This window comes from Blastocatellia bacterium (genome assembly GCA_025055075.1).
Lineage (GTDB): Bacteria > Acidobacteriota > Blastocatellia > HR10 > HR10 > HR10.
In genome coordinates, this window is sequence record JANWYV010000006.1 from 52,507 (window position 1) to 71,201 (window position 18,695).

17 protein-coding genes are annotated in these 18,695 nt (G+C 62.1%); 15 read left to right on the top strand and 2 right to left on the bottom strand.

Annotated features, from left to right (window positions below; translation table 11 throughout):
* Positions 1-35: 35 nt before the first annotated feature.
* The 5 genes from NZ746_02135 to NZ746_02155 all read left to right on the top strand — a co-directional run bounded on the left by NZ746_02135 (position 36) and on the right by NZ746_02155 (position 4,780).
* Positions 36-740: an ABC transporter ATP-binding protein gene (locus NZ746_02135; protein MCS6816160.1), complete on the top strand. Its 705-nt coding sequence runs from the start codon at positions 36-38 to the stop codon at positions 738-740.
* Between the two features lie 11 nt (positions 741-751).
* Positions 752-1,909, top strand: coding sequence for an ABC transporter permease (locus tag NZ746_02140; protein ID MCS6816161.1), 1,158 nt, complete (start codon positions 752-754; stop codon positions 1,907-1,909).
* A 13-nt stretch (positions 1,910-1,922) separates the two neighbouring features.
* A complete protein-coding gene (locus tag NZ746_02145) occupies positions 1,923-3,080 on the top strand; it encodes an ABC transporter permease (protein ID MCS6816162.1) in 1,158 nt (385 codons plus the stop codon).
* A 129-nt stretch (positions 3,081-3,209) separates the two neighbouring features.
* Complete coding sequence (locus NZ746_02150; protein MCS6816163.1) at positions 3,210-3,515, top strand: cupin domain-containing protein; 306 nt, start codon at positions 3,210-3,212, stop codon at positions 3,513-3,515.
* An 80-nt stretch (positions 3,516-3,595) separates the two neighbouring features.
* Entirely contained in the window at positions 3,596-4,780 is a 1,185-nt protein-coding gene (locus NZ746_02155) for an NTP transferase domain-containing protein (GenBank protein ID MCS6816164.1), read from the top strand.
* Positions 4,781-4,793: 13 nt separating this feature from the next.
* Here the strand turns inward: NZ746_02155 and NZ746_02160 are convergent, their stop codons facing one another.
* Positions 4,794-5,519, bottom strand: coding sequence for a tetratricopeptide repeat protein (locus tag NZ746_02160; protein ID MCS6816165.1), 726 nt, complete (start codon positions 5,517-5,519; stop codon positions 4,794-4,796).
* Between the two features lie 157 nt (positions 5,520-5,676).
* Between NZ746_02160 and NZ746_02165 the strand changes: the two genes are divergently transcribed.
* The 10 genes from NZ746_02165 to NZ746_02210 all read left to right on the top strand — a co-directional run bounded on the left by NZ746_02165 (position 5,677) and on the right by NZ746_02210 (position 16,873).
* Positions 5,677-6,132: a dTDP-4-dehydrorhamnose 3,5-epimerase family protein gene (locus NZ746_02165; GenBank protein MCS6816166.1), complete on the top strand. Its 456-nt coding sequence runs from the start codon at positions 5,677-5,679 to the stop codon at positions 6,130-6,132.
* The gene (locus NZ746_02170) at positions 6,107-9,127 is read left to right on the top strand and encodes an insulinase family protein (protein MCS6816167.1); all 3,021 of its coding nucleotides are present in this window, start codon (positions 6,107-6,109) and stop codon (positions 9,125-9,127) included. The genes NZ746_02165 and NZ746_02170 overlap by 26 nt, the downstream gene beginning before the upstream one ends.
* An 82-nt stretch (positions 9,128-9,209) precedes the next feature.
* A complete protein-coding gene (locus tag NZ746_02175) occupies positions 9,210-9,914 on the top strand; it encodes a sulfite exporter TauE/SafE family protein (protein ID MCS6816168.1) in 705 nt (234 codons plus the stop codon).
* A gap of 30 nt (positions 9,915-9,944) precedes the next feature.
* A complete protein-coding gene (locus NZ746_02180; GenBank protein MCS6816169.1) occupies positions 9,945-12,203 on the top strand; it encodes a DPP IV N-terminal domain-containing protein in 2,259 nt (752 codons plus the stop codon).
* Complete coding sequence (locus tag NZ746_02185) at positions 12,200-13,135, top strand: glutaminyl-peptide cyclotransferase (protein MCS6816170.1); 936 nt, start codon at positions 12,200-12,202, stop codon at positions 13,133-13,135. Before NZ746_02180 ends, NZ746_02185 begins: the two co-directional genes overlap by 4 nt.
* Positions 13,074-13,994: a cobalamin-binding protein gene (locus tag NZ746_02190; GenBank protein ID MCS6816171.1), complete on the top strand. Its 921-nt coding sequence runs from the start codon at positions 13,074-13,076 to the stop codon at positions 13,992-13,994. Before NZ746_02185 ends, NZ746_02190 begins: the two co-directional genes overlap by 62 nt.
* A 266-nt stretch (positions 13,995-14,260) precedes the next feature.
* Positions 14,261-14,530 carry a hypothetical protein gene (locus tag NZ746_02195; protein ID MCS6816172.1) on the top strand — a complete coding sequence of 90 codons (270 nt, stop codon included), beginning with the start codon at positions 14,261-14,263 and terminating at the stop codon, positions 14,528-14,530.
* A gap of 53 nt (positions 14,531-14,583) precedes the next feature.
* Complete coding sequence (locus NZ746_02200; GenBank protein ID MCS6816173.1) at positions 14,584-14,790, top strand: hypothetical protein; 207 nt, start codon at positions 14,584-14,586, stop codon at positions 14,788-14,790.
* A gap of 35 nt (positions 14,791-14,825) precedes the next feature.
* Positions 14,826-16,034, top strand: a complete 1,209-nt coding sequence (locus tag NZ746_02205; GenBank protein MCS6816174.1) for a glycosyl transferase — start codon at positions 14,826-14,828, stop codon at positions 16,032-16,034.
* On the top strand, positions 16,031-16,873 hold the full coding sequence (locus tag NZ746_02210) for an HAD-IIB family hydrolase (GenBank protein MCS6816175.1): 843 nt from the start codon (positions 16,031-16,033) through the stop codon (positions 16,871-16,873). Before NZ746_02205 ends, NZ746_02210 begins: the two co-directional genes overlap by 4 nt.
* Before the next feature lie 14 nt (positions 16,874-16,887).
* Here the strand turns inward: NZ746_02210 and murJ are convergent, their stop codons facing one another.
* Positions 16,888-18,528, bottom strand: coding sequence for a murein biosynthesis integral membrane protein MurJ (murJ, locus tag NZ746_02215; GenBank protein ID MCS6816176.1), 1,641 nt, complete (start codon positions 18,526-18,528; stop codon positions 16,888-16,890).
* Positions 18,529-18,695 lie beyond the last annotated feature (167 nt).

Below are 18,695 nucleotides of genomic sequence, written 5' to 3' on the forward strand. Positions count from 1 at the left end.
ATCGCCTTCAAAAGAAAAACGACGTGGAGGGAACGATGAGTGCGGCGATCGTACAGCTTGAGGGCGTCACGAAAATTTTCCGGCGGGATCATGTCGAGATCCCGGCGCTGCGCGACGTCACGCTGGAGGTCGAAGCCGGAGCTTTTCTCGCCCTCATGGGGCCATCCGGTTCGGGGAAGACAACGCTGCTCAATCTCATCGCTGGATTCGACAAGCCGACATCGGGGACCGTGCGCGTAGGGGGGCTCGAGGTGCATCGGATGGGCGAGGATGAACTGTCAGCATGGCGCAATCGGCACATTGGCTTCGTCTTCCAAACGTTCAATCTCATTCCCGTCCTCACAGCGTTTGAGAATGTGGAGCTGCCGCTTTTACTGACGCGGCTTTCTCGACGAGAACGGCGCGAGCATGTCATGACAGCCTTGAAGCTCGTGGGCTTGGCCGATCGCGCGGATCACTATCCGCGGCAACTCTCGGGTGGTGAGGAGCAGCGCGTGGCCATTGCGCGAGCGATCGTGACCGATCCGACGCTCATCTTGGCCGATGAGCCGACGGGGAATCTCGATGCGTATTCGGCCGAGAATGTGCTCGCCCTACTTCGGGAGCTGAACGAACGGCTTCGGAAGACCATCCTGCTCGTCACACACGATGCGCGAGCGATGCGGTACGCGAAGGTCGTGCGCCATTTGGATAAGGGTGTTTTGCTCGCGCCCGATGAGGTCCAGGAAGTTCGCGCATAAGGGGAGGGCCGATGGGATACGGACGCTTCATCTGGAAAAATGGGATGCGTCATCGTCGGCGCGCTCTGCTCACGATGGGGAGTGTCGCGCTCGCGTTCTTCGCGTTGATGACCCTCATCGGTTTCGTTCAGGAGATTGATCGTAATCTCGAAGAGGCGAGCCCCGTGCGCCTGCTCACCCGTCATGCGGTCTCGCTGACGAACTTTCTACCGGCTCGCCATCGAGCGCTCATCGAGCAAGTCCCTGGCGTTGTCGCCGTCACGCCGCTGACATGGTTCGGTGGCATCTATCGCGATCGCGCCCAGACGGACTTTGCGCAGTTCGCCTGCGATCCGCAGACGTTTTTCGACGTCTACACGGACATTCGGATCCCTCCCGAGCAGAAACAGGCATTTCAGCAAGATCGCCGAGGGATTCTCGTCGGTCGGCGCAAGGCGGAGAAGCACGGGTGGAAGCTCGGCGATCGAATCACGCTCAAGGGGGTCATCTTCCCCGTGGATTTGGAGCTGACGGTGCGCGGCATCTTCGAGAGCACGCCGAATCAGGAGGGCTCAGTCTACTTCCACCATGCCTACCTCGAAGAGGGCGTGAAGCGCGAATGGGGGCTTGAGGGGTTCGCCGGGGCCTATTGGATTCGCGTGGATTCGGCGGAGTCTGCCCCACGGGTGAGTGAGGCCGTAGATGCGCTCTTCCAGAATACGGACGCGCCGACGAAGACGGAGACCGAGCAAGCGTTCACGCTCATCTTCATCTCGATGTTGGGGAACGTGAAGTTGCTCGTGGCGACGATCAGCACGGTTATCCTCATCACGCTGCTGCTGGTGACGGGCAATACGATCGCGATGTCCGTGCGCGAGCGGACGCGTGAGATCGCCGTGCTGAAGGCTTTGGGCTTTCGGCGAAGCACGATCGTGGGATTGCTCACGGCCGAGGGGATGCTTTTGACGTTCGTGGGGGGAGCGATCGGAAGCGTGTGGGCGCGCCTGACATGGGCCTCCATGGATCTGGCCGCCTTCTCACAAGGGTTCTTCCAGCAGGTGGTGATCTCATGGACGACGCTCGCGGCGGGGATGGTTGCCGCGATCCTCGTGGGGGGGATCGCGGCGGGGATCCCGGCCTATCTCGCCGCGCGAAAGAGCGTCCTCGAGGGCTTGCGGTTCGTGGGATGAGAGGTGACGGACTATGCTGCTGAAATACAATGTGCGCAGCCTATTGGTACGCTGGGGAAGCACGGCGTTGACCGTGCTGGGGATCGCGCTGACGACGGCGATCTTCGTGGGCGTCATGGCGTTGGCCGAAGGGTTGGAGACGGCTCTGGGGACGACAGGAGAGCCGCAACATGTCCTTGTTCGTCGTCGCGGCTCGGACTCCGAAGGATCGAGTTTCATCCCGCGCGACATCTGGCCCATGGTTCGATACCTGCCGGGCATCGCGCGAGATTCTCGGGGAGAACCGCTCGCTTCGGCTGAGCTTGCCGTCATCATCAATTTACCCAGGCGTGGCGAGACGCAAGGGGTGAACGTGACGGTGCGGGGGCTCTCACCGGAGAGCCTGGCGCTGCGGCCGCGCGTGCGAATCGTCGAGGGGCGAATGTTTCGTCCCGGACTGCGCGAGGCCATCGTCGCTCGTCGGCTCTCCGAGCGATTTCAAAATCTGGGATTAGGCGATGAGGTGCGATTTGGCAAAGGCTCGTGGCGCGTGGTGGGGCTTTTCGAAGCCGGGAATACGGCCTTCGATTCGGAGATCTGGGTGGACGTGAACCAATTGGCGAGCGATTATAATCGGCCCGGCTATTCCTCGTTTCTCTTGAAAGCCACGGATGAGGCAGCGTTGAAAACGCTGATCGAGCGAATCGAACAAGAGCGACGATATCCGCTGCTCGCGCAACCGGAGATGGAATACTACCGGGAGCAAACGCGCGTCGCCGGACCAATTCGCGCTTTGGGGATGTTTCTCGTGCTCGTACTGGGAGTTGGGGCGGGCTTCGCTGCGATGAATACGATGGATGCGGCCGTCGCGTTTCGGGCGCGCGAGATCGCGACGCTTCGCGCGCTCGGATTCCGCCGGAGACAGATCGGGATCGCTTTTCTCGTCGAGTCGGCGCTGCTGGGGTTGATCGGAGGGGCAATCGGGAGCGCTCTCGCGCTTCCCGTACATGGGCTCACGACGGGAACGGCCAATTGGGAGACGTTCAGCGAGATCATCTTCGCCTTCCGCGTGACGCCCGCGTTGATGCTCACTGGTCTGGTGTTCGCCACGCTCGTCGGAGCGTTGGGAGGGATGCTCCCAGCGCGACGAGCGGCTCGGCAAGCGCCCGCTCTCGTGCTGCGGGAGTTATGAGCATCGGGATTGACCTGGAAGCTCTCTGCTTGTCCGTGCTTCAGCCTTAAGCGCTGCTCAGGCGGCGGATCTCGGACGAAGGAAGTCATGATAGTGGGAAGTGTCTGAGAGGTCGGGGAGAGGAAGCCTATGCACATTGAGCGCGGAAAGTGGTATGGAAAAAGTCAGGAGGAAATCGCGCGAGATTGGGACGCGCGAGGCTTTTCGTGCGACGTGTGGGTGGATCCGCCTGGTCAGCGATGGGAGGATTTCGTCCATAGCGTGGACGAATTGGTCACGCCGCTCGATGCTCCCATTGAGGTAGAGTGGGAGGGCGAGGTCGCGCAACTTGAGCCCGGGGATGAATGGTTCATTCCTCGTCGGACGCGCCATTCGGTGCGGAACACGAGCGGTCGAACGGTTCGATGGCTCTACGGATATAAGCGCGGGCGGTGAATGCTCACGTGCGCTTCGCATAGGCAGGTGCCGAATTCCGCCGCGGGTGGAGGGAAACTCCTAAATCGTGGATTCGCGGCATGGTGATTGATGGCATTCTCTTAGCCGCAGGGCTCTCGCGACGGTTCGGACGTCCGAAGCAGCTTGCGGAATGGCGAGGGAAACCGCTTGTCGCACATGTTGCGGAGACGGCTTTGGCCTCGCGGCTGCGGCACGTCATCGTCGTTCTTGGCTATGCCGCTCATGACGTTCGTCGAGCGCTCGCATCGCTTCTTCGCGATCCGCGTCTTCGCATCGTCTTCAATGCCGAGTATGAGGAAGGGCAGGCCAGTTCCATTCGTCGCGGGTTGCGCGCGCTCGAGCCGGGCGCCGAGGCAGCGATGTTTCTGACGTGCGATCAACCATTGCTGACGCCGTCCATGTTGAACGCGCTCATTGACGCTTTCGCCGCGCATCGTCCGCTCATCTGCTATCCCGTGCACGAGGGGGTGCGCGGAAGTCCCGTGATCTTCTCCGCCGAACTGTTCCCGGAGCTGATGGCGCTGTCGGGAGATGTCGGGGGACGCGTTCTGATCGAGAAGTATCGCGCGCGCGTGCACGAGCAGAAGATCCCCTCGGCCAGGCCGCTCGCCGACGTTGATACGCCCGCCGATTTGCTGGCTCTCGACAGCGAAAGTCCCCTCTGTGGCTTCGGCGAGGAATCGAATGTCCCCCCCACGTCCGAGCGCTCGAGAGCAGCGCCGCGGGAATTTCAGCAGTCGCTTCTTCCGTTTCCCGATCGCGAGGAGGACCGTGCCGATGTCCTCATCGTCTGCGACGGGAGTAGTCAGCGGTTGTCTTCGGGAGAGCGCCGCGCGGCGGCCGCAGCGATTGTGAAACGAGGTGCGGAGATGGCGATCTACGGGGAGTATCTCGGCGCGGCGACCAATCAGCAAGCGGAGATCGTCGCCGCCTGCCTAGGTCTGGAAGCGCTCGCTCAACCCGCGCGCGTGCGTCTCATCACGGATTCCCAATACGTGGTTCGCACGATGCGGGGGATTTACAAACGGCAGGCCAACCTCGCTTTTTGGGATCGTTTGGAGCGCGCGGCCAAGCCCCATGAGGTGATATGGACGTGGATGCGAGGACACGCGGGACATCCGTTGCAAGAGATCTGCGATCGCGCTGCCCGACTCATCGCTCGGGAAGGTCGGGTGGATTCGGAGAAATTGCTCGCGCTTCTTGACCGTCACTCGCCGAAGCCCGTATCGGACGAGACCCCGTGAAGGCGCCTCTCGGTCATGCGCCCCGCCGATTGCGCCGATTGGCGATCTCCTGCCGCAACGTCTCCAGGATGTGCGCTCCAGGAGCGATCTCCTCCAGTCGCTTGAGCGTGGCCTCAGCCTCGTCCAGCTCGCCCTTCTCCGTCAGCGCGACGATGAGATTGTGCAAGGCCTGTGGATGCTTCGGATCCGCGGCGAGCGCTCGCCGATATTCGGCGATCGCGCGATCCAGGTCGCGCGGCTGTCGCTTGTAGAACGTGAGGCCATAATCCGTGCGCACGTTCACGTCATTCGGCTTGTGCGCGAGAGCGCGTTCGTACCATCGGCTCGCTTCCTGGAAGTGGGCGTTCGATTGCGCCGTGTCCTGATGCTGCAGGTAGTGATCGCCGAGGTCGAAATGAACGTTCCCCAATTGAACGAGCGTATTGTAGTCGTCGGGTCGGAGCGCGTTAGCGCGCTCGAAGTATTTCAATGCTTGCTCCAACCGCCCAGCTCGATAAAGCACTGTCGCCGCCGTGACCTGCGCGTCGAAGTTCTGTGGTTGCGCATCGGCTCGCTGCACCGATTGCGTGATCTCGGCTTCGTTCACGCCGATCGGAGGATGTCCCGGAGGTAATTCCCCCATCGCAGTGGAGGAGGGCGACGGAGCGTTCGCTCGATTGTAATGGTTCGCGTAGAAGAAGCCCGCGATGAAGCCGACCAAAAGCCCGATGATGCCAAAGTAGATGCTCTGCAGCTTCATTTCCCGTCCCTCCTTCAAGAGGTCATTATACCGCGTGGGGGCATCGGACGCCATCGTTTCGTCCGCGCGCTTGGCGCGCAGGCGCCGGTTTGTCGCCCGATCGAAGCGGTGTACAATTTACCTCTCTTTCGCGAACACGCGGCGAAAGGAGCGGGTTATGATCGAAGGCGTGAGGGTGAAACCGCTGCGCATGATCCCCGATGAGCGAGGGCGCTTGATGGAATTGCTTCGGGCGGATGACGAGATCTTCATCAAATTCGGCCAGGTGTACATGACGACCGTTTATCCCGGCGTGGTGAAGGCGTGGCATTATCACAAGAAGCAATACGACAACTTCGTCGCCATCCGTGGGATGATCAAGCTCGTGCTCTACGACGCTCGCGAAGGTTCGCCCACACAGGGGGAGATCAACGAATTCTTCATCGGGGATTGGAACCCGCAGCTCGTGCAGATTCCTCCCGGCGTCTATCACGGCTTCAAGTGTATCAGCGAGACGGAGGCGATCGTCATCAACATTCCGACCGAGGTCTATAACTACGCCCAGCCGGACGAGTATCGGCTCGATCCGCACAAGGGAGGGATTCCCTATGATTGGGCGAGGAAGGACGGATGAGGGACGCGCCTTCGAGGTCGTTCGGCGAAGCGCTCTTCGTGGGTGTGCGCTCGCGCTCGCGGGGCTTATTGGGATCACGGCTTTCGGAGGATCGAGCGCGGTGATGGCGCAGGCCGGACGGCGGCGACAACCGCCGCCTCCCCCGAAGGTCGAGGAGAAACACACGCCACCGACTGAGGAGAAGCCCGCGGCTCCGACGGTAAAAAAGGGCGCCGAGATCGCCGAGGAGCTGACTATCCCGGAGCAGGCCACGACGCGCGTGCGATTGCGCAATGGGCTGACGCTCATTGTGCGAGAACGCTATCGGTTTCCGCTCGTGGGAATCGCTGTGGTGGTGAAGACGGAGCGTTCGGGACAGCCGGCGGGGATCGCTCGGCTCGTCGGGCGCTTGCTCTTTCGCGGGACATCGGCGCGCCCCGGTCTGCGAGCGTTGGAGGAGCTTCGCGCGCTCGGCGGTGAGCTGATTGTGGAGGAGCAAGCTGATCACACGCTCTTTCGGATGACCGTTCCCCCGGAACTGATCCGCCGGGTTCTCGATCTCTTCGCCGATGGGCTCCAACATCCCAGCTTCGAGGAGGCGGCAGTGCGGCAGGAGATCGAGCGACTCCTTCAAGAAGAGCGCGTGCGGTCGGATCGGCCCGAGCTGTTCGCGCGCGATCGGGCGCACGCGCTCGCGCGAGGAGAATCGCTGCTCCTCGAGCAAGAGAGTGCGCTGCGCGCGCTCTCGCGAGAGGCCATCGCCGATTTCCATCGGCAGTACTATCGAGGCGAGCGGATGGTGATTGCGCTCGTTGGCGCCGTCAACACGCCGGACATCGTGGCGGACGTGCAACGCCTCTTCGGCGATCTGCCATACGTTGAGAGGAAAGCCGAGCCCTCACCGCAAGCGCAAGCGTCGGGGGAGTCGCGCTCGGAGGAGGTGAAAGCTTCAGAAATGAAAGCTTCAGCCCCTGGTGCCCAAGAGAACGCTTCTTCGGCCGCGCCGTCTTCGAGCTTGCGCTATGGTGAGGATCGCGGCGATCTCCTTCCGGCGATCATGACCTTCTGGCACGAAGTCCCGGACGGGATTATTTCTGGCGATCGAAAGGGAGATTGGCCGCTCTTGCTTCGTTTGCTGACGACCGTTCTCGCCCAAGGGCGCGCGTCGCGCCTCGCGCTCGGCGTGCGCGAGACGCGACGGGTCGCCGCCGAGGTCAAGGCTCAGCCCGTGATCGGAGAGCGCCGAGGAGCCCTCCTTGTGCAATGGCGCGTGGATCCGGCTGAGCGAGAGCGCCTCCTGTTGGCGTATGTGGAGGAGGTGGAGAAGCTGCGGCGTCTGCGACTCTCGCCCGGAGAGCTGCAGCGCGCGCGCGCGTTTCTGGAGCGGTGGTGGCTCGAGCGCACGATGACCTATGTGGGAGAGGCCACGGAGTTGGCCTTGGAGGAAGCCGCTTCCGGAGACTTTCGACGCGCGGATCATTTCGTCGCGCGCCTCGCGGAGATCACGGCCGAGCAACTGCGCGCCTTCGCGGAACGATGTCTCGACATCGGGCAGATGACGCTTCACGCGTATTTGCCGCGCTCGATCACCGGTTCAGCGGACGCTGCGGGGATCATGGCGCGGATCGTAGCGCACGTGCCGGGCGTGAAGGAGCGAGAGATCGCCCCTGAGCGCGTGGGGCAAAGCCCGGAAGTCCCAACCATGCCGCATGGTGAGCGTCGCGCGCACGAAGGCGAGGGGGAAGCGATCGTCTTCTCCCTTCAGCCGGAGCCCCTGCGCGATTTCTCCGTGTTCGAGGGACCGCGCGCATTCGTGCGTGAAGATCGTTCGCGTCCGCTGTTGAGCATCGGAGTATTTTTCCAAGGCGGTCGGCAGCAAGAGACGGCCGCCACGGCGGGCCTGACCGAACTGATGTTGCGCGCGATCCTTCGCGGGACGCGCGGTCGTGCGTCCCTCTCAGCGGCGGAAGTGGCCATGCGGCTCGAGCAGCTCGGCGCGGATATCGCCCTGGTCAACACCCCCGATTTCTTCGGCTACGTGCTCACGGTCCTCTCGCGGAATCAAGATTCAGCGCTGCGGCTCCTGGTGGAGCTTCTGGAGCGACCGGCGTTGGCCGATGAAGAGATTCGCCTAGAACAAGCGCGATTGCTTTGGGAGATCCGCGCGCGACGCGTGGATCCGATCGAGCGTGCTCGCGATTTGGCGGTACGCGCGCTCTACGGGGATATGCCGTATGGACGATCGCCTCTTGGGGAGGAGGAATCGGTTCGTGCGCTCACGCCCGAGCAGGTGCGTGGGTGGTATGCGAGTACGATCGCGCGGCAGTTCCCCTTGGTCCTCATCGTCGGAGATACGGATGGATCGGCCTTGATCTCGACCATCGTCGCGCGAGAGATTCGCCGTCAGGACGTATCGCGCGCATTTCAAGTTACTCTGCCAAAGCCGCTGACGGAAACGCGCTCGCTCTCGGAGGAGATCGGGCAGCGAGCCATCGTTCAAACTTGGGCGTGGCTTGGGCCATCGAGTCTGAGCGACGATGAGCCCGCGCTCGATGTGTTGCGCGCGCATTTAGCGGGATGGGGCAGTGAATTGTGGCGCGCGTTGCAAGGAGCGTCGGCTTCTTTGGTGGAGGTCTCCGTGGAATCCCGTCGGCTCGGAGGGAGGATCGCCCTCACCATCGCCGTCGCGCCCGAACAGATGGCCAGCGTGCGTCAGCTCGTCGAGCAAGAGATCGCGCGCCTCGCCAGGGAACCGCTCGGCGCAGAGGTCGTGCAGCGCGCGATCCAGCGCGCCCTCGTTGAACGCGCCGCGCTGTTTGAAGATCACACGGTGCTGGTGCTCGCCTATGCGCGCGCCTTCTTCGCGACGGCGCGTCCGCAACTCATCGAGCAGCAGACGTCGAAGCTTGGAGCGGTGACCGCCGCCGATCTGCAACGCGTGGCGGCGACCTATCTTCCCGTAGCTCGTGTCGCCATCGGCCTCGCTCATGTGCGTCCGAGAAGCAGCCGACCGTGAGTCGAGCGCTTTTCTTGACCGCGTGGGAGGCGAGTGATTTAATCCTCACTCCGGCGGTCATCGAAGGGGAAGGAGGGAAAAGATGGAGACGACGCACTTCGCCCTCGTGCTCGCGCTCGGCTTCGTCTCCGGGATGCGGCATGCGTTAGACCCGGACCACGTCGTGGCTGTCTCCACGATCGTCGCGGAGCACAAGAGCATCTGGCGCTCCTCGCGCGTCGGTGCCTTTTGGGGCATTGGGCATACGATCACGCTGGGAGTAGCTGGCCTCATCGTGCTGATCTTCAAGCTCACGATCCCCGAGCGCCTCGCGCTCGGATTCGAACTCGCCGTCGGCGTGATGCTCGTGGTCCTCGGGCTGCAACTCCTCCTTCGGTTCGCGCGCGAGCGCTATCATATCCACGTGCACGAGCACGGAGGGGAGCGACATATTCACCTGCATTCGCACCGGCACGGCCCGGATCATCACCACGAGCACGGATGGCAATATGAGTGGCGCTCGCTCCTGATCGGGATGGTTCATGGATTAGCGGGGAGCGCCGCGCTCACCGTCTTGCTCCTTTCTTCACTGCGCTCGCTCCTTCACGGCGTGCTCTATCTCGCGACGTTCGGGATCGGCTCGGTCGCCGGCATGATGCTCATCAGTGCGCTCATCAGCTCGCCCTTCGCCTATACGGCCTGGCGATTCGAACGCGTGAATCACGCGCTTCGCGTCTTAGCCGGCATCATGAGCCTCGGAATTGGCCTCGCGATCATCTACGAGATGGGATCTCAACTTGGGGGATGAACATCCCCGCGTGTTGCAAGGAGGGGGGAGATGGAGCGAAGGCGGCATCTCACACCGAGGGCGTTGAAAAGCATCTGGCTGATTGGACTCCTCGCATTGAGCGGAAGCTCCGCAGCCGCAGTTCATCCGAAGCAACGGACGCTCACGGTCGAACGCATCTTCAGCCCACCGAGCCTGAGCGGGCGCGTGCCCACGGGCCTTCGCTGGTCTCCCGATGGGCGATGGGTCACATATTTGGCCAGCAGTGCCGGAACTGAAGTCATGGACCTTTGGGGATACGACGTCACGCGTCGAGAGCGCACGGTGTTGCTCAAGGCCGAAGACCTCGTATCGGAGGGACCGCAGTTCTCGCCGGAGGAAGAAGCCTTGCGCGAGCGTCTGCGGATGACGGCCACGGGCATCACCACCTATTTCTGGTCGCCCACGGGAACGCACATTTTCATCCCCATTGCTGGTGAGTTTTACCTCTACGAGTGGGCGACGCGACGCCTCACGCGATGGCTCTCGCGCGATCTCTCTCGGTTCGATCCGAAGTATTCGCCCGATGGGCGCTTCATCGCCTACGTCAAGAGGGGGAACCTCTTCCTCGTGGACGTGCAGAGCGGCCAAGAGCGACAGCTCACGTTCGACGGGATGGACGAAGTGCAAAATGGCGTGAGCGAATATGTCGCCCAAGAGGAGATGGATCGCTTCACGGGCTACTGGTGGTCGCCCGATGGGCGGCGCCTCGCCTATCTGCAGGTGGACAATCGCCCAGTGAGGGATTTCCATATCCCCGACTATCGGCCGAACTACGTGGAGGTCGAGAAGCAAAAGTATCCGAAGGCGGGCGATCCGAATGCCATCGTGCGCGTCGGCGTGCTCTCGCTCGAGGATGGGAAGACGGTGTGGATGGATACGGGGCCGGAGACGGACATCTACATCCCGCGCGTCGCGTGGTTGCCGGATAGCAAGACGCTCAGCGTCCAAATCCAAAGTCGGGATCAAGACCGGCTGAGCCTCTATTTCTTCGATGTGACGACGGGGAAGGGGCGCCTCATCCTGACGGAGACGGAGCCGAACTGGGTGAATCTGCACGATCACCTCTATTTCTTCCGGGACGGTCGGCGATTCCTTTGGTCATCCGAGCGCACGGGCTTTCGCCATCTCTACCTCTACGACATCGAGGGACGGCTCATTCGTCAACTCACGCAAGGGGAGTGGCAAGTGGAAGTCCTGTGTGGCGTGGATGAAGCGCGGGGCGTCATCTACTTCACCGCGACGGAGAAAAGCCCGATGGAGCGCCATCTCTATCGCATCGCCTTGGATGGGACGGGATTGACGCGAATCTCCAGGGAAGAGGGATGGCATGCGATCACTTTCTCGCCGACCTTCGAGTATTATCTCGACCTCTTCTCGAACATCGCGACGCCACCCCGGTTGAGTCTCCATCGAGCCGATGGCGAACGGTTGGCGTACATCGAGGAGAACGTCGTCGCGGAGCTGCAGGAATACGCGCTGAGCCCTGTCGAATTCCTCACGGTGCGCGCCGAGGATGGAACGCCACTGCCGGCCATGATGATCAAGCCAAAAGGCTTCGATCCTCGAAGGAGGTATCCGGTCATCGTGTACGTCTATGGCGGACCGCGCGCGCAGGTGGTGGTCAATCGGTGGGGAGGAGATCGGTTCCTGTGGCATCAGCTCATGGCCGAGCGAGGATTCCTCATCTTCAGCTTGGACAATCGCGGCTCTTGGGGAAGGGGGAAGGCGTGGGAGGCGAAGTTGCATCGGCGCCTCGGATATTGGGAGCTGAAAGATCAACTGGCGGGCGTCGCGTATTTGAAATCGCTCCCCTACGTGGATCCGGAGCGGATCGGCATTTGGGGATGGAGCTATGGGGGATACATGACGCTCATGGCCCTCTTCACCGCTCCGGACGTCTTCCGCACGGGGATCGCCATCGCGCCGGTGACCGATTGGCGGAATTACGACACGCATTATACGGAACGCTATCTGGAGCGCCCGCAGGAGAATCCCGACGGGTATCGGCTCAGTTCGCCGATCACTTATGCCGCTCAAGCGAAGGTCCGCTTCTTGCTCGTGCATGGCATGGCTGACGACAACGTCCATTTTCAAGATACGGTGCAACTGGTGGACGCTTTGATCCGCGCGCGGCGTCCCTTCGATCTGATGATCTATCCGGGGAAGAGGCATGGGATCAGTGGGGCCGATGCGCGGATCCATCTCTTCACGCTGATGACCGACTACTTCCTGCGCCATCTCGCAGCTCCGAAGGAGGCGGGATCATGAGCGCGCGAAGTCGGCGTCCGCGATGGCGAGGGCGCGCGTTCCCGTTGTGGGGGATATTCCTGGCGTTTCTCCCTCTCACGGCGTGGCCGATCGCGCCGCAGGCTGTGGAGGATGCTCCGCCTCTCTACGGCTATGAGATCGTTCGGGTATATCCGCACGATCCGGAGGCGTTCACGCAAGGGCTGGTGTACGAAGGAGGATTTCTCTACGAGAGCACGGGACTTCACGGGCGGTCCTCCCTGCGAAAGGTCGAGTTGGAGACTGGACAGGTGGTGAAGATTCATCGCCTGCCTGTGGAATTTTTCGGCGAAGGGTTGACGATCTGGCGGGATCGGCTCATCCAACTGACCTGGCACGAGCGGACGGGATTCGTGTACGACAAAGAGACGTTTCGCGTGCTGCGAACGTTCACCTATGCGACCGAAGGATGGGGGCTCACGCACGACGGGCGATGGCTGATCCGAAGCGATGGGACGGCGACGCTCTATTTCTTGGATCCGGAGACGTTCCACGAGGTGAAACGTCTCGAGGTTCGCGATCGAGGTCGGCCCGTGCCATTCTTGAACGAGTTGGAGTACATCCGCGGGGAGATCTATGCGAACGTCTGGCAGACGGACTGCCTGGTGCGCATCTCGCCGCGGACGGGTCAGGTTCTTGGATGGGTTGATCTCACCGGGTTGCTGAGCGCAGAGGATCACGCGCGCCCGGTGGACGTGCTCAACGGCATCGCCTATGATGCTGAGCGCGATCGGCTCTTCGTGACGGGCAAGCTTTGGCCGAAATTGTTCGAGATTCGATTGCGAAAGAAGGCCAGCCGATCGGGGCGCGAGTGTTCGCTCCCGCCATTGATAGAGAAGGAGGAAGCGCGCCATGCCACGCATCGTCTCGCTGATCGCCAGCGCGACGGAGATCGTCTGCGCGCTCGGTTTTGAAGAGCATTTGGTCGGGCGATCGCACGAGTGCGATTATCCCGAATCCGTTCGACGATTGCCCATGTGCACAGAACCGAAGTTCCCGGTCGAGGGCTGGAGTTACGAGATTGACGCGCGAGTGAAGGCGATCGTGCGTGACGGTCTCTCCGTCTACCGCGTGCACGAAGAGCGCCTGCGCGAGCTGCGCCCGGACATCATCGTGACGCAGTCGCATTGTGAGGTGTGCGCCGTCAGCTTGCGCGACGTGGAAGAAGCCGTTTGCACTTGGCTCGATGCGCCGGTGCGCATCGTCTCGCTGGAGCCGAACGCCCTGGCGGACGTGTGGGAGGACATCCGGCGCGTCGCGCGCGCGCTCGAAGTTCCCGAACGCGGCGAGGCGCTCGTCGCCGAGCTGCAAGAGCGCATGCAGAGGATCGCCGAACGCGCGCGTTCGCTCTCCCCGAAGCCAAGGGTCGCTTACATCGAGTGGATCGAGCCGCTCATGGCCGGGGGGAATTGGATGCCCGAGCTGATCGAGATGGCCGGAGGCGTGAATCTCTTTGGCGAAGTCGGCCGACATTCGCCGTGGATCGCGTGGGAGGAAGTGGTGGCGAAGGATCCGGACGTACTCTTCGTCGCTCCGTGTGGATTCGATATCGCGCGCACGCGCCGCGAGATGCGGTTTCTTGTGCGTCGGCCCGAGTGGTCGCAACTCACGGCGGTTCGCACGGATCGCGTCATCCTGGCCGATGGGAATCAATTCTTCAACCGACCGGGCCCGCGCTTGGTCGAATCGCTGGAGATCCTCGCCGAGGCACTGCATCCGGCGGTCTTCCATTTCGGACACGAAGGGACGGGATGGGAGCGATGGAGAGGATGAGCGACCGTTCCCTCGCGTGCGCGCACGATGGATTGATCCTCGCGCGCGTCCTCAAGAAGGGACGTACTTGACAGACGTCGCCATCGCTCCCTATACTCGAGGCGACGATGCGGGTTCACGAGAGCCGGAGGAACTTTCGCCGGGAGCAGATTCGTCCATCTCTTCTGAGCGTTTTCCTTTGCCTCTTGCTCGTACCCGCGTTCGTTGGTGCTGCTCTCGAGGGAGAGGAGAGTGAGGGCGTCTGGCTCCGTCGACCGTTCCGGACGATGTCTGGGACGTTGCCTTCTCCTTCGAGCGATCCCTCGAAGCCCATCCTTCGGCCCACTCGACCCGAGAAACATGTTCAGAGCCAGGTCATCGTCTTACCGCCGCGCGTCAGGCTCTTCACACTGAACTCGAACGGCGGGTTCGTCGAAGACGAGCGCGAAGGTCTTTTCCTTCAACTTGTCGCCTATCACCAGCCGATCGAACGCGCTCCTCCCGCGTTGAATGAACGCCTCGCTTTCGGGAGCGAATTCATCAGCTCGCGGTCGTGAATCAGCCGCGTGCTCCTTCGCTCGGAGCGAAGGTCTTGATGTAGGAGGGGCGCATGAATGTCGAAATCATCGTCGTCTTGTTGCTGGTCGCCGCTTTCTATGGCGGCATCGCCTTCCTGATTTGGAAAAATAAAAAGCAGCGGGCGGCTTCGGCAGAACATTCGTCGGAGCCGATGGAAGCCACATCTGAGGAGAGTTCGATCGTATCGCGCAAGGAGAAAGTCCGAAGCGAAGGCGGCCGGTCGTTGAACCAGAAGTGACTCGCGTCGCCCGCTTGCGGAGGAAGGAGGAGAGAATGGCCGATTTTCATCAAACGGGAGTCATTGCGACGCTGCATCGGTTGGTGCCGGGCGGATTGGAACGATTGGAGCGCGAGCTGGTGACATATGCCGAGCAACGACCGATCGCCCTCGTTCTGCCCGCGCTCTACAGCGAATTCGAGGGGCCGGCCATGCCGCGCATCATCGAGGAATTGCGTCAGGTTCCGTACCTGCGACAGATCGTCGTCACGATGAGCCAGGCGACGCCGGAGCAGTATGCTCGCGCGCGCCAAATGATGGCCGGTCTTCCTCAAGAGGTGATCTTCATTTGGAACGATGGGCCGCGCCTCCAGAAGCTGTACGAGAAACTGCAGGAGAACGGCTTGCCTGTTGGCGCCGATGGCAAAGGGCGCTCCTGTTGGATGGCTTACGGCTATGTGCTCGCTAGCGGCAAGAGCGACGTCATCGCCCTGCACGATTGTGACATCCTCACCTACACGCGCGAGATGTTGGCGCGATTATGCTATCCGGTCGCTAATCCCAACATTGATTTCGAGTTCTGCAAGGGCTATTACGCGCGCGTCACCGATCGCCTGCACGGGCGCGTGACGCGGCTCTTCGTCACGCCGCTTGTCCGCTCGCTTCTTAAGATTTTCGGGTCGCTGCCGTTCCTCGAATTCCTGGACAGCTTTCGCTATCCCCTCGCCGGAGAGTTCGCGATGATGGCCGACCTGGCGCGCATCAATCGCATCCCAGGCGATTGGGGTTTGGAGGTGGGCGTGCTCGCCGAGATCTATCGGAATCGTGCCGTCCGGCGCATCTGTCAAGTGGAGCTGTGCGAGACGTATGAGCACAAGCATCAAGTCCTGTCGCCCGATGATCCGACGCGCGGGCTGATGAAGATGGCCGTGGACATCGCCAAGACGCTCTTTCGCACGCTCTCGGCCGAAGGAGTGGTGTTCACTTCGGGAGCCTTCCGCACGCTGCGCTCCACATATATTCGCACGGCCGAGGATATGATCTCCCGCTATCATGCCGACGCGTTGATCAATGGTCTCGTCTTCGATCGGCACGAGGAGGAGGTCGCCGTCGAAGCGTTCGCTCGCGCGTTGCATCTGGCGGCGGAGGCCTTCATGGAGGATCCGCTCGGCGTGCCGTTGATCCCGAATTGGAATCGGGTGACGGCGGCCTTGCCCGAATTCTTCGACGAACTGCTTGAGGTCGTTCGCGAGGATAATTCATGAAGGGCCCGACACGGGACCGGCGATTGGTCCTCTATACAGATTTGGATGGGACGCTGCTCGATGCGGAGACGTACTCGCACGAGGCGGCAGGTCCGGCACTCGAAGCGATTCGCTCGCGCGGGGCGCTGCTAGTGCTCTGTTCGAGCAAGACGCGAGCTGAGATGGAGCCGATTGGTCGGGCTTTGGGTCTACGCGCGCCCTTCATCGTCGAGAATGGCGGAGCGATCTATCTCCCGCGCGAGGAATTCGCGACGCTCGTGCCCGAGGCCGAGCCATGCGGCTCGTGGGTGCGGATCGCACTGGGCACTCCCCGCGCGCAGTTATTGGCGTGCTTGGCCGATCTCAAACAGCGTCTCGCGGTGCCTGTCGTGGGATGGAGCGACCTCGCGCCCGAAGCGATCGCTCGGGAATGCGGCTTGAGTCTTGAAGAGGCGCAGCGGGCGATGCGGCGCGAATTCGACGAGCCGTTTCGCCTGGAGAGCGACGATCCGCAGGTGCTCTCGCAGATGGCGACGATCGTCGCCGAACACGGTCTTCGCCTCATGCGCGGCGGACGATACTTTCATCTCGTAGGGGCGAGCGACAAAGGGCGCGCCGTGCGCGCGCTCACGGACATCTTGCGACGCCGATTCGGCGCGATCTTCACCGTCGGCCTCGGCGACAGCGAAAATGATGCGCCGATGCTCGCCGAAGTGGATCTGCCCGTTCTCGTGCGCCGACCTTCCGGGGAGCCCGATCCGGCAGTGCTTCGGCTCGTCCCACATGCGCGCGTCACTTCCGGCATCGGACCGGCGGGGTGGAATGAAGCTGTTCTCGCCATCCTCGCTGGAGATGGTTGAGCGAGCAGCGCTCATCAGCGCGAGCGGAGACGCTGAAGCGCCGTGCGAGCCATATCGAGTTCCTTCACTCGAAGCCCCCAGCACGCCGCGAAAAAGGTGATCATCCCCAGTCCGATGGGCACCAAAGCCGTGAGCATATGCCCGGCGAGACCGCTTCGCCCGAAATGCACCTCCAGTTCGCGAAAACTCATCGCGCAGACGAGCGCCATCACGCCCGAAGCGAGCGCGATCTTCCCGAGCGATTCCAGCAAGCGTCGTCCTTCGAGATAGCCGATCCTGCGTCGCATGAGCACGAAAAGTGCGAGGAAATTGAAGAGGGCGACGAGTGAGGTGGAGAGCGCGAGCCCGCGGTGTCCGAATCCGAGTTGGCGAACCAGCAGATAGTTGAACGTGAAATTGGTCGCAATCGAGATGAGACTGATGCGCATCGGGGTGTGCGCATCATTCAGGGCATAAAAGGCGGGAGCGAGCACCTTGATCGCGGCGTATCCGGTTAAGCCAATGGCATAGAAGGCGAGCGCCGTGGCCGTTTGTTCCGTGTCGAAAGCCGTGAATCGGCCGTGTTCATAGATCATGCGGATGATTGGCTCGCCGAGCACGATCAATCCGCAGGCCGAAGGGAAGCAGAGGAAGAAGACCAAGCCCAGCGACGCGGTGAGCGTGTGTCGAAATTCCGCGAGATCTCCCCGCGCGGCGGCCCGAGAGACGGCGGGCAAAGTGGCCATGCCGATGGCGACGCCGAAGACCCCGATGGGGAATTGCATGAGGCGGAAGGCATAATTCAGCCAGGAGACCGGCCCATCGCCCAAGTACGAGGCGAAGTTCGTATTCACGAAGACGTTGACCTGAACGGCAGCGGCTCCGATGATGGCCGGTCCCATGAGCCGGAGGATCTGCCGCACCCCCTCGTCGCGGAAGTCCACGATCGGCTCGTACCGAAATCCTACGCGGGAAAGCGAAGGGACCTGAATGAGGAACTGCAGCGCGCCGCCGATGAGCGTCCCGATGGCCCATCCGATGATGGCGCGAGGGCCGAAGCTCGGATCCAGAAGGTAAGCACATCCCACGCCGCCGAGGATTGAGCCGATGTTGAAGAACGTCGAAGCGGAAGCCGGGATGCCGAAGCGATCCTTGCTGTTGAGGATGCCCATGGCGACAGCAGCCATCGCGACGAGGATGATGAATGGGAACATGAGGCGCGTCATCTCGATGGTGAGGGCCATCTTGCCCGGGATCGCTTCGAAGCCGCGCGCGATCAGTCCCACGATCTGCGGCGCCAGGAGAATGCCGAGGAGGGTCACTCCGGTGAGGACGAGCAGCAGTCCATTGAAGACGAGGTTCGCCAATCGCCAGGCGGCACGTTCCCCCTCGGTCACGAGGCGTTGCGAGAACGTGGAGACGAAGGCCGCGCTCAAGGCACCTTCAGCGAACAGATCGCGCAGCAGATTCGGAATACGGAAGGCAGCGATGAAAGCGTCCGAGTGCATGCCGACGCCGAAGACAGCGGCGAAGACTTGTTCGCGGACGAGGCCCAAGAGGCGGCTCCCCATGACGGCCAGGCTCACGACGCCGGCCGAGCGGGTGACGCGCCCCGCTGTCTCTTCCGCAATCGGCGGAGCGACCTGACTGAGCGAGTGTGGAGTTTCCGCGTTCATCGCCAATGCGCGCCATCGGCGCGAGAAGGGATTTTAGCCCAGAGCAGATGCGCGATGCACGTCGGCGCGCGATCTCCCTGTCGAGCCTCTTCGAGTACATTGCGTTGACTGCCGGAAGGGGCTTTGCTAGGGTTGAAGGCCGACGCGATGACCCCTCGTGCTCCGCG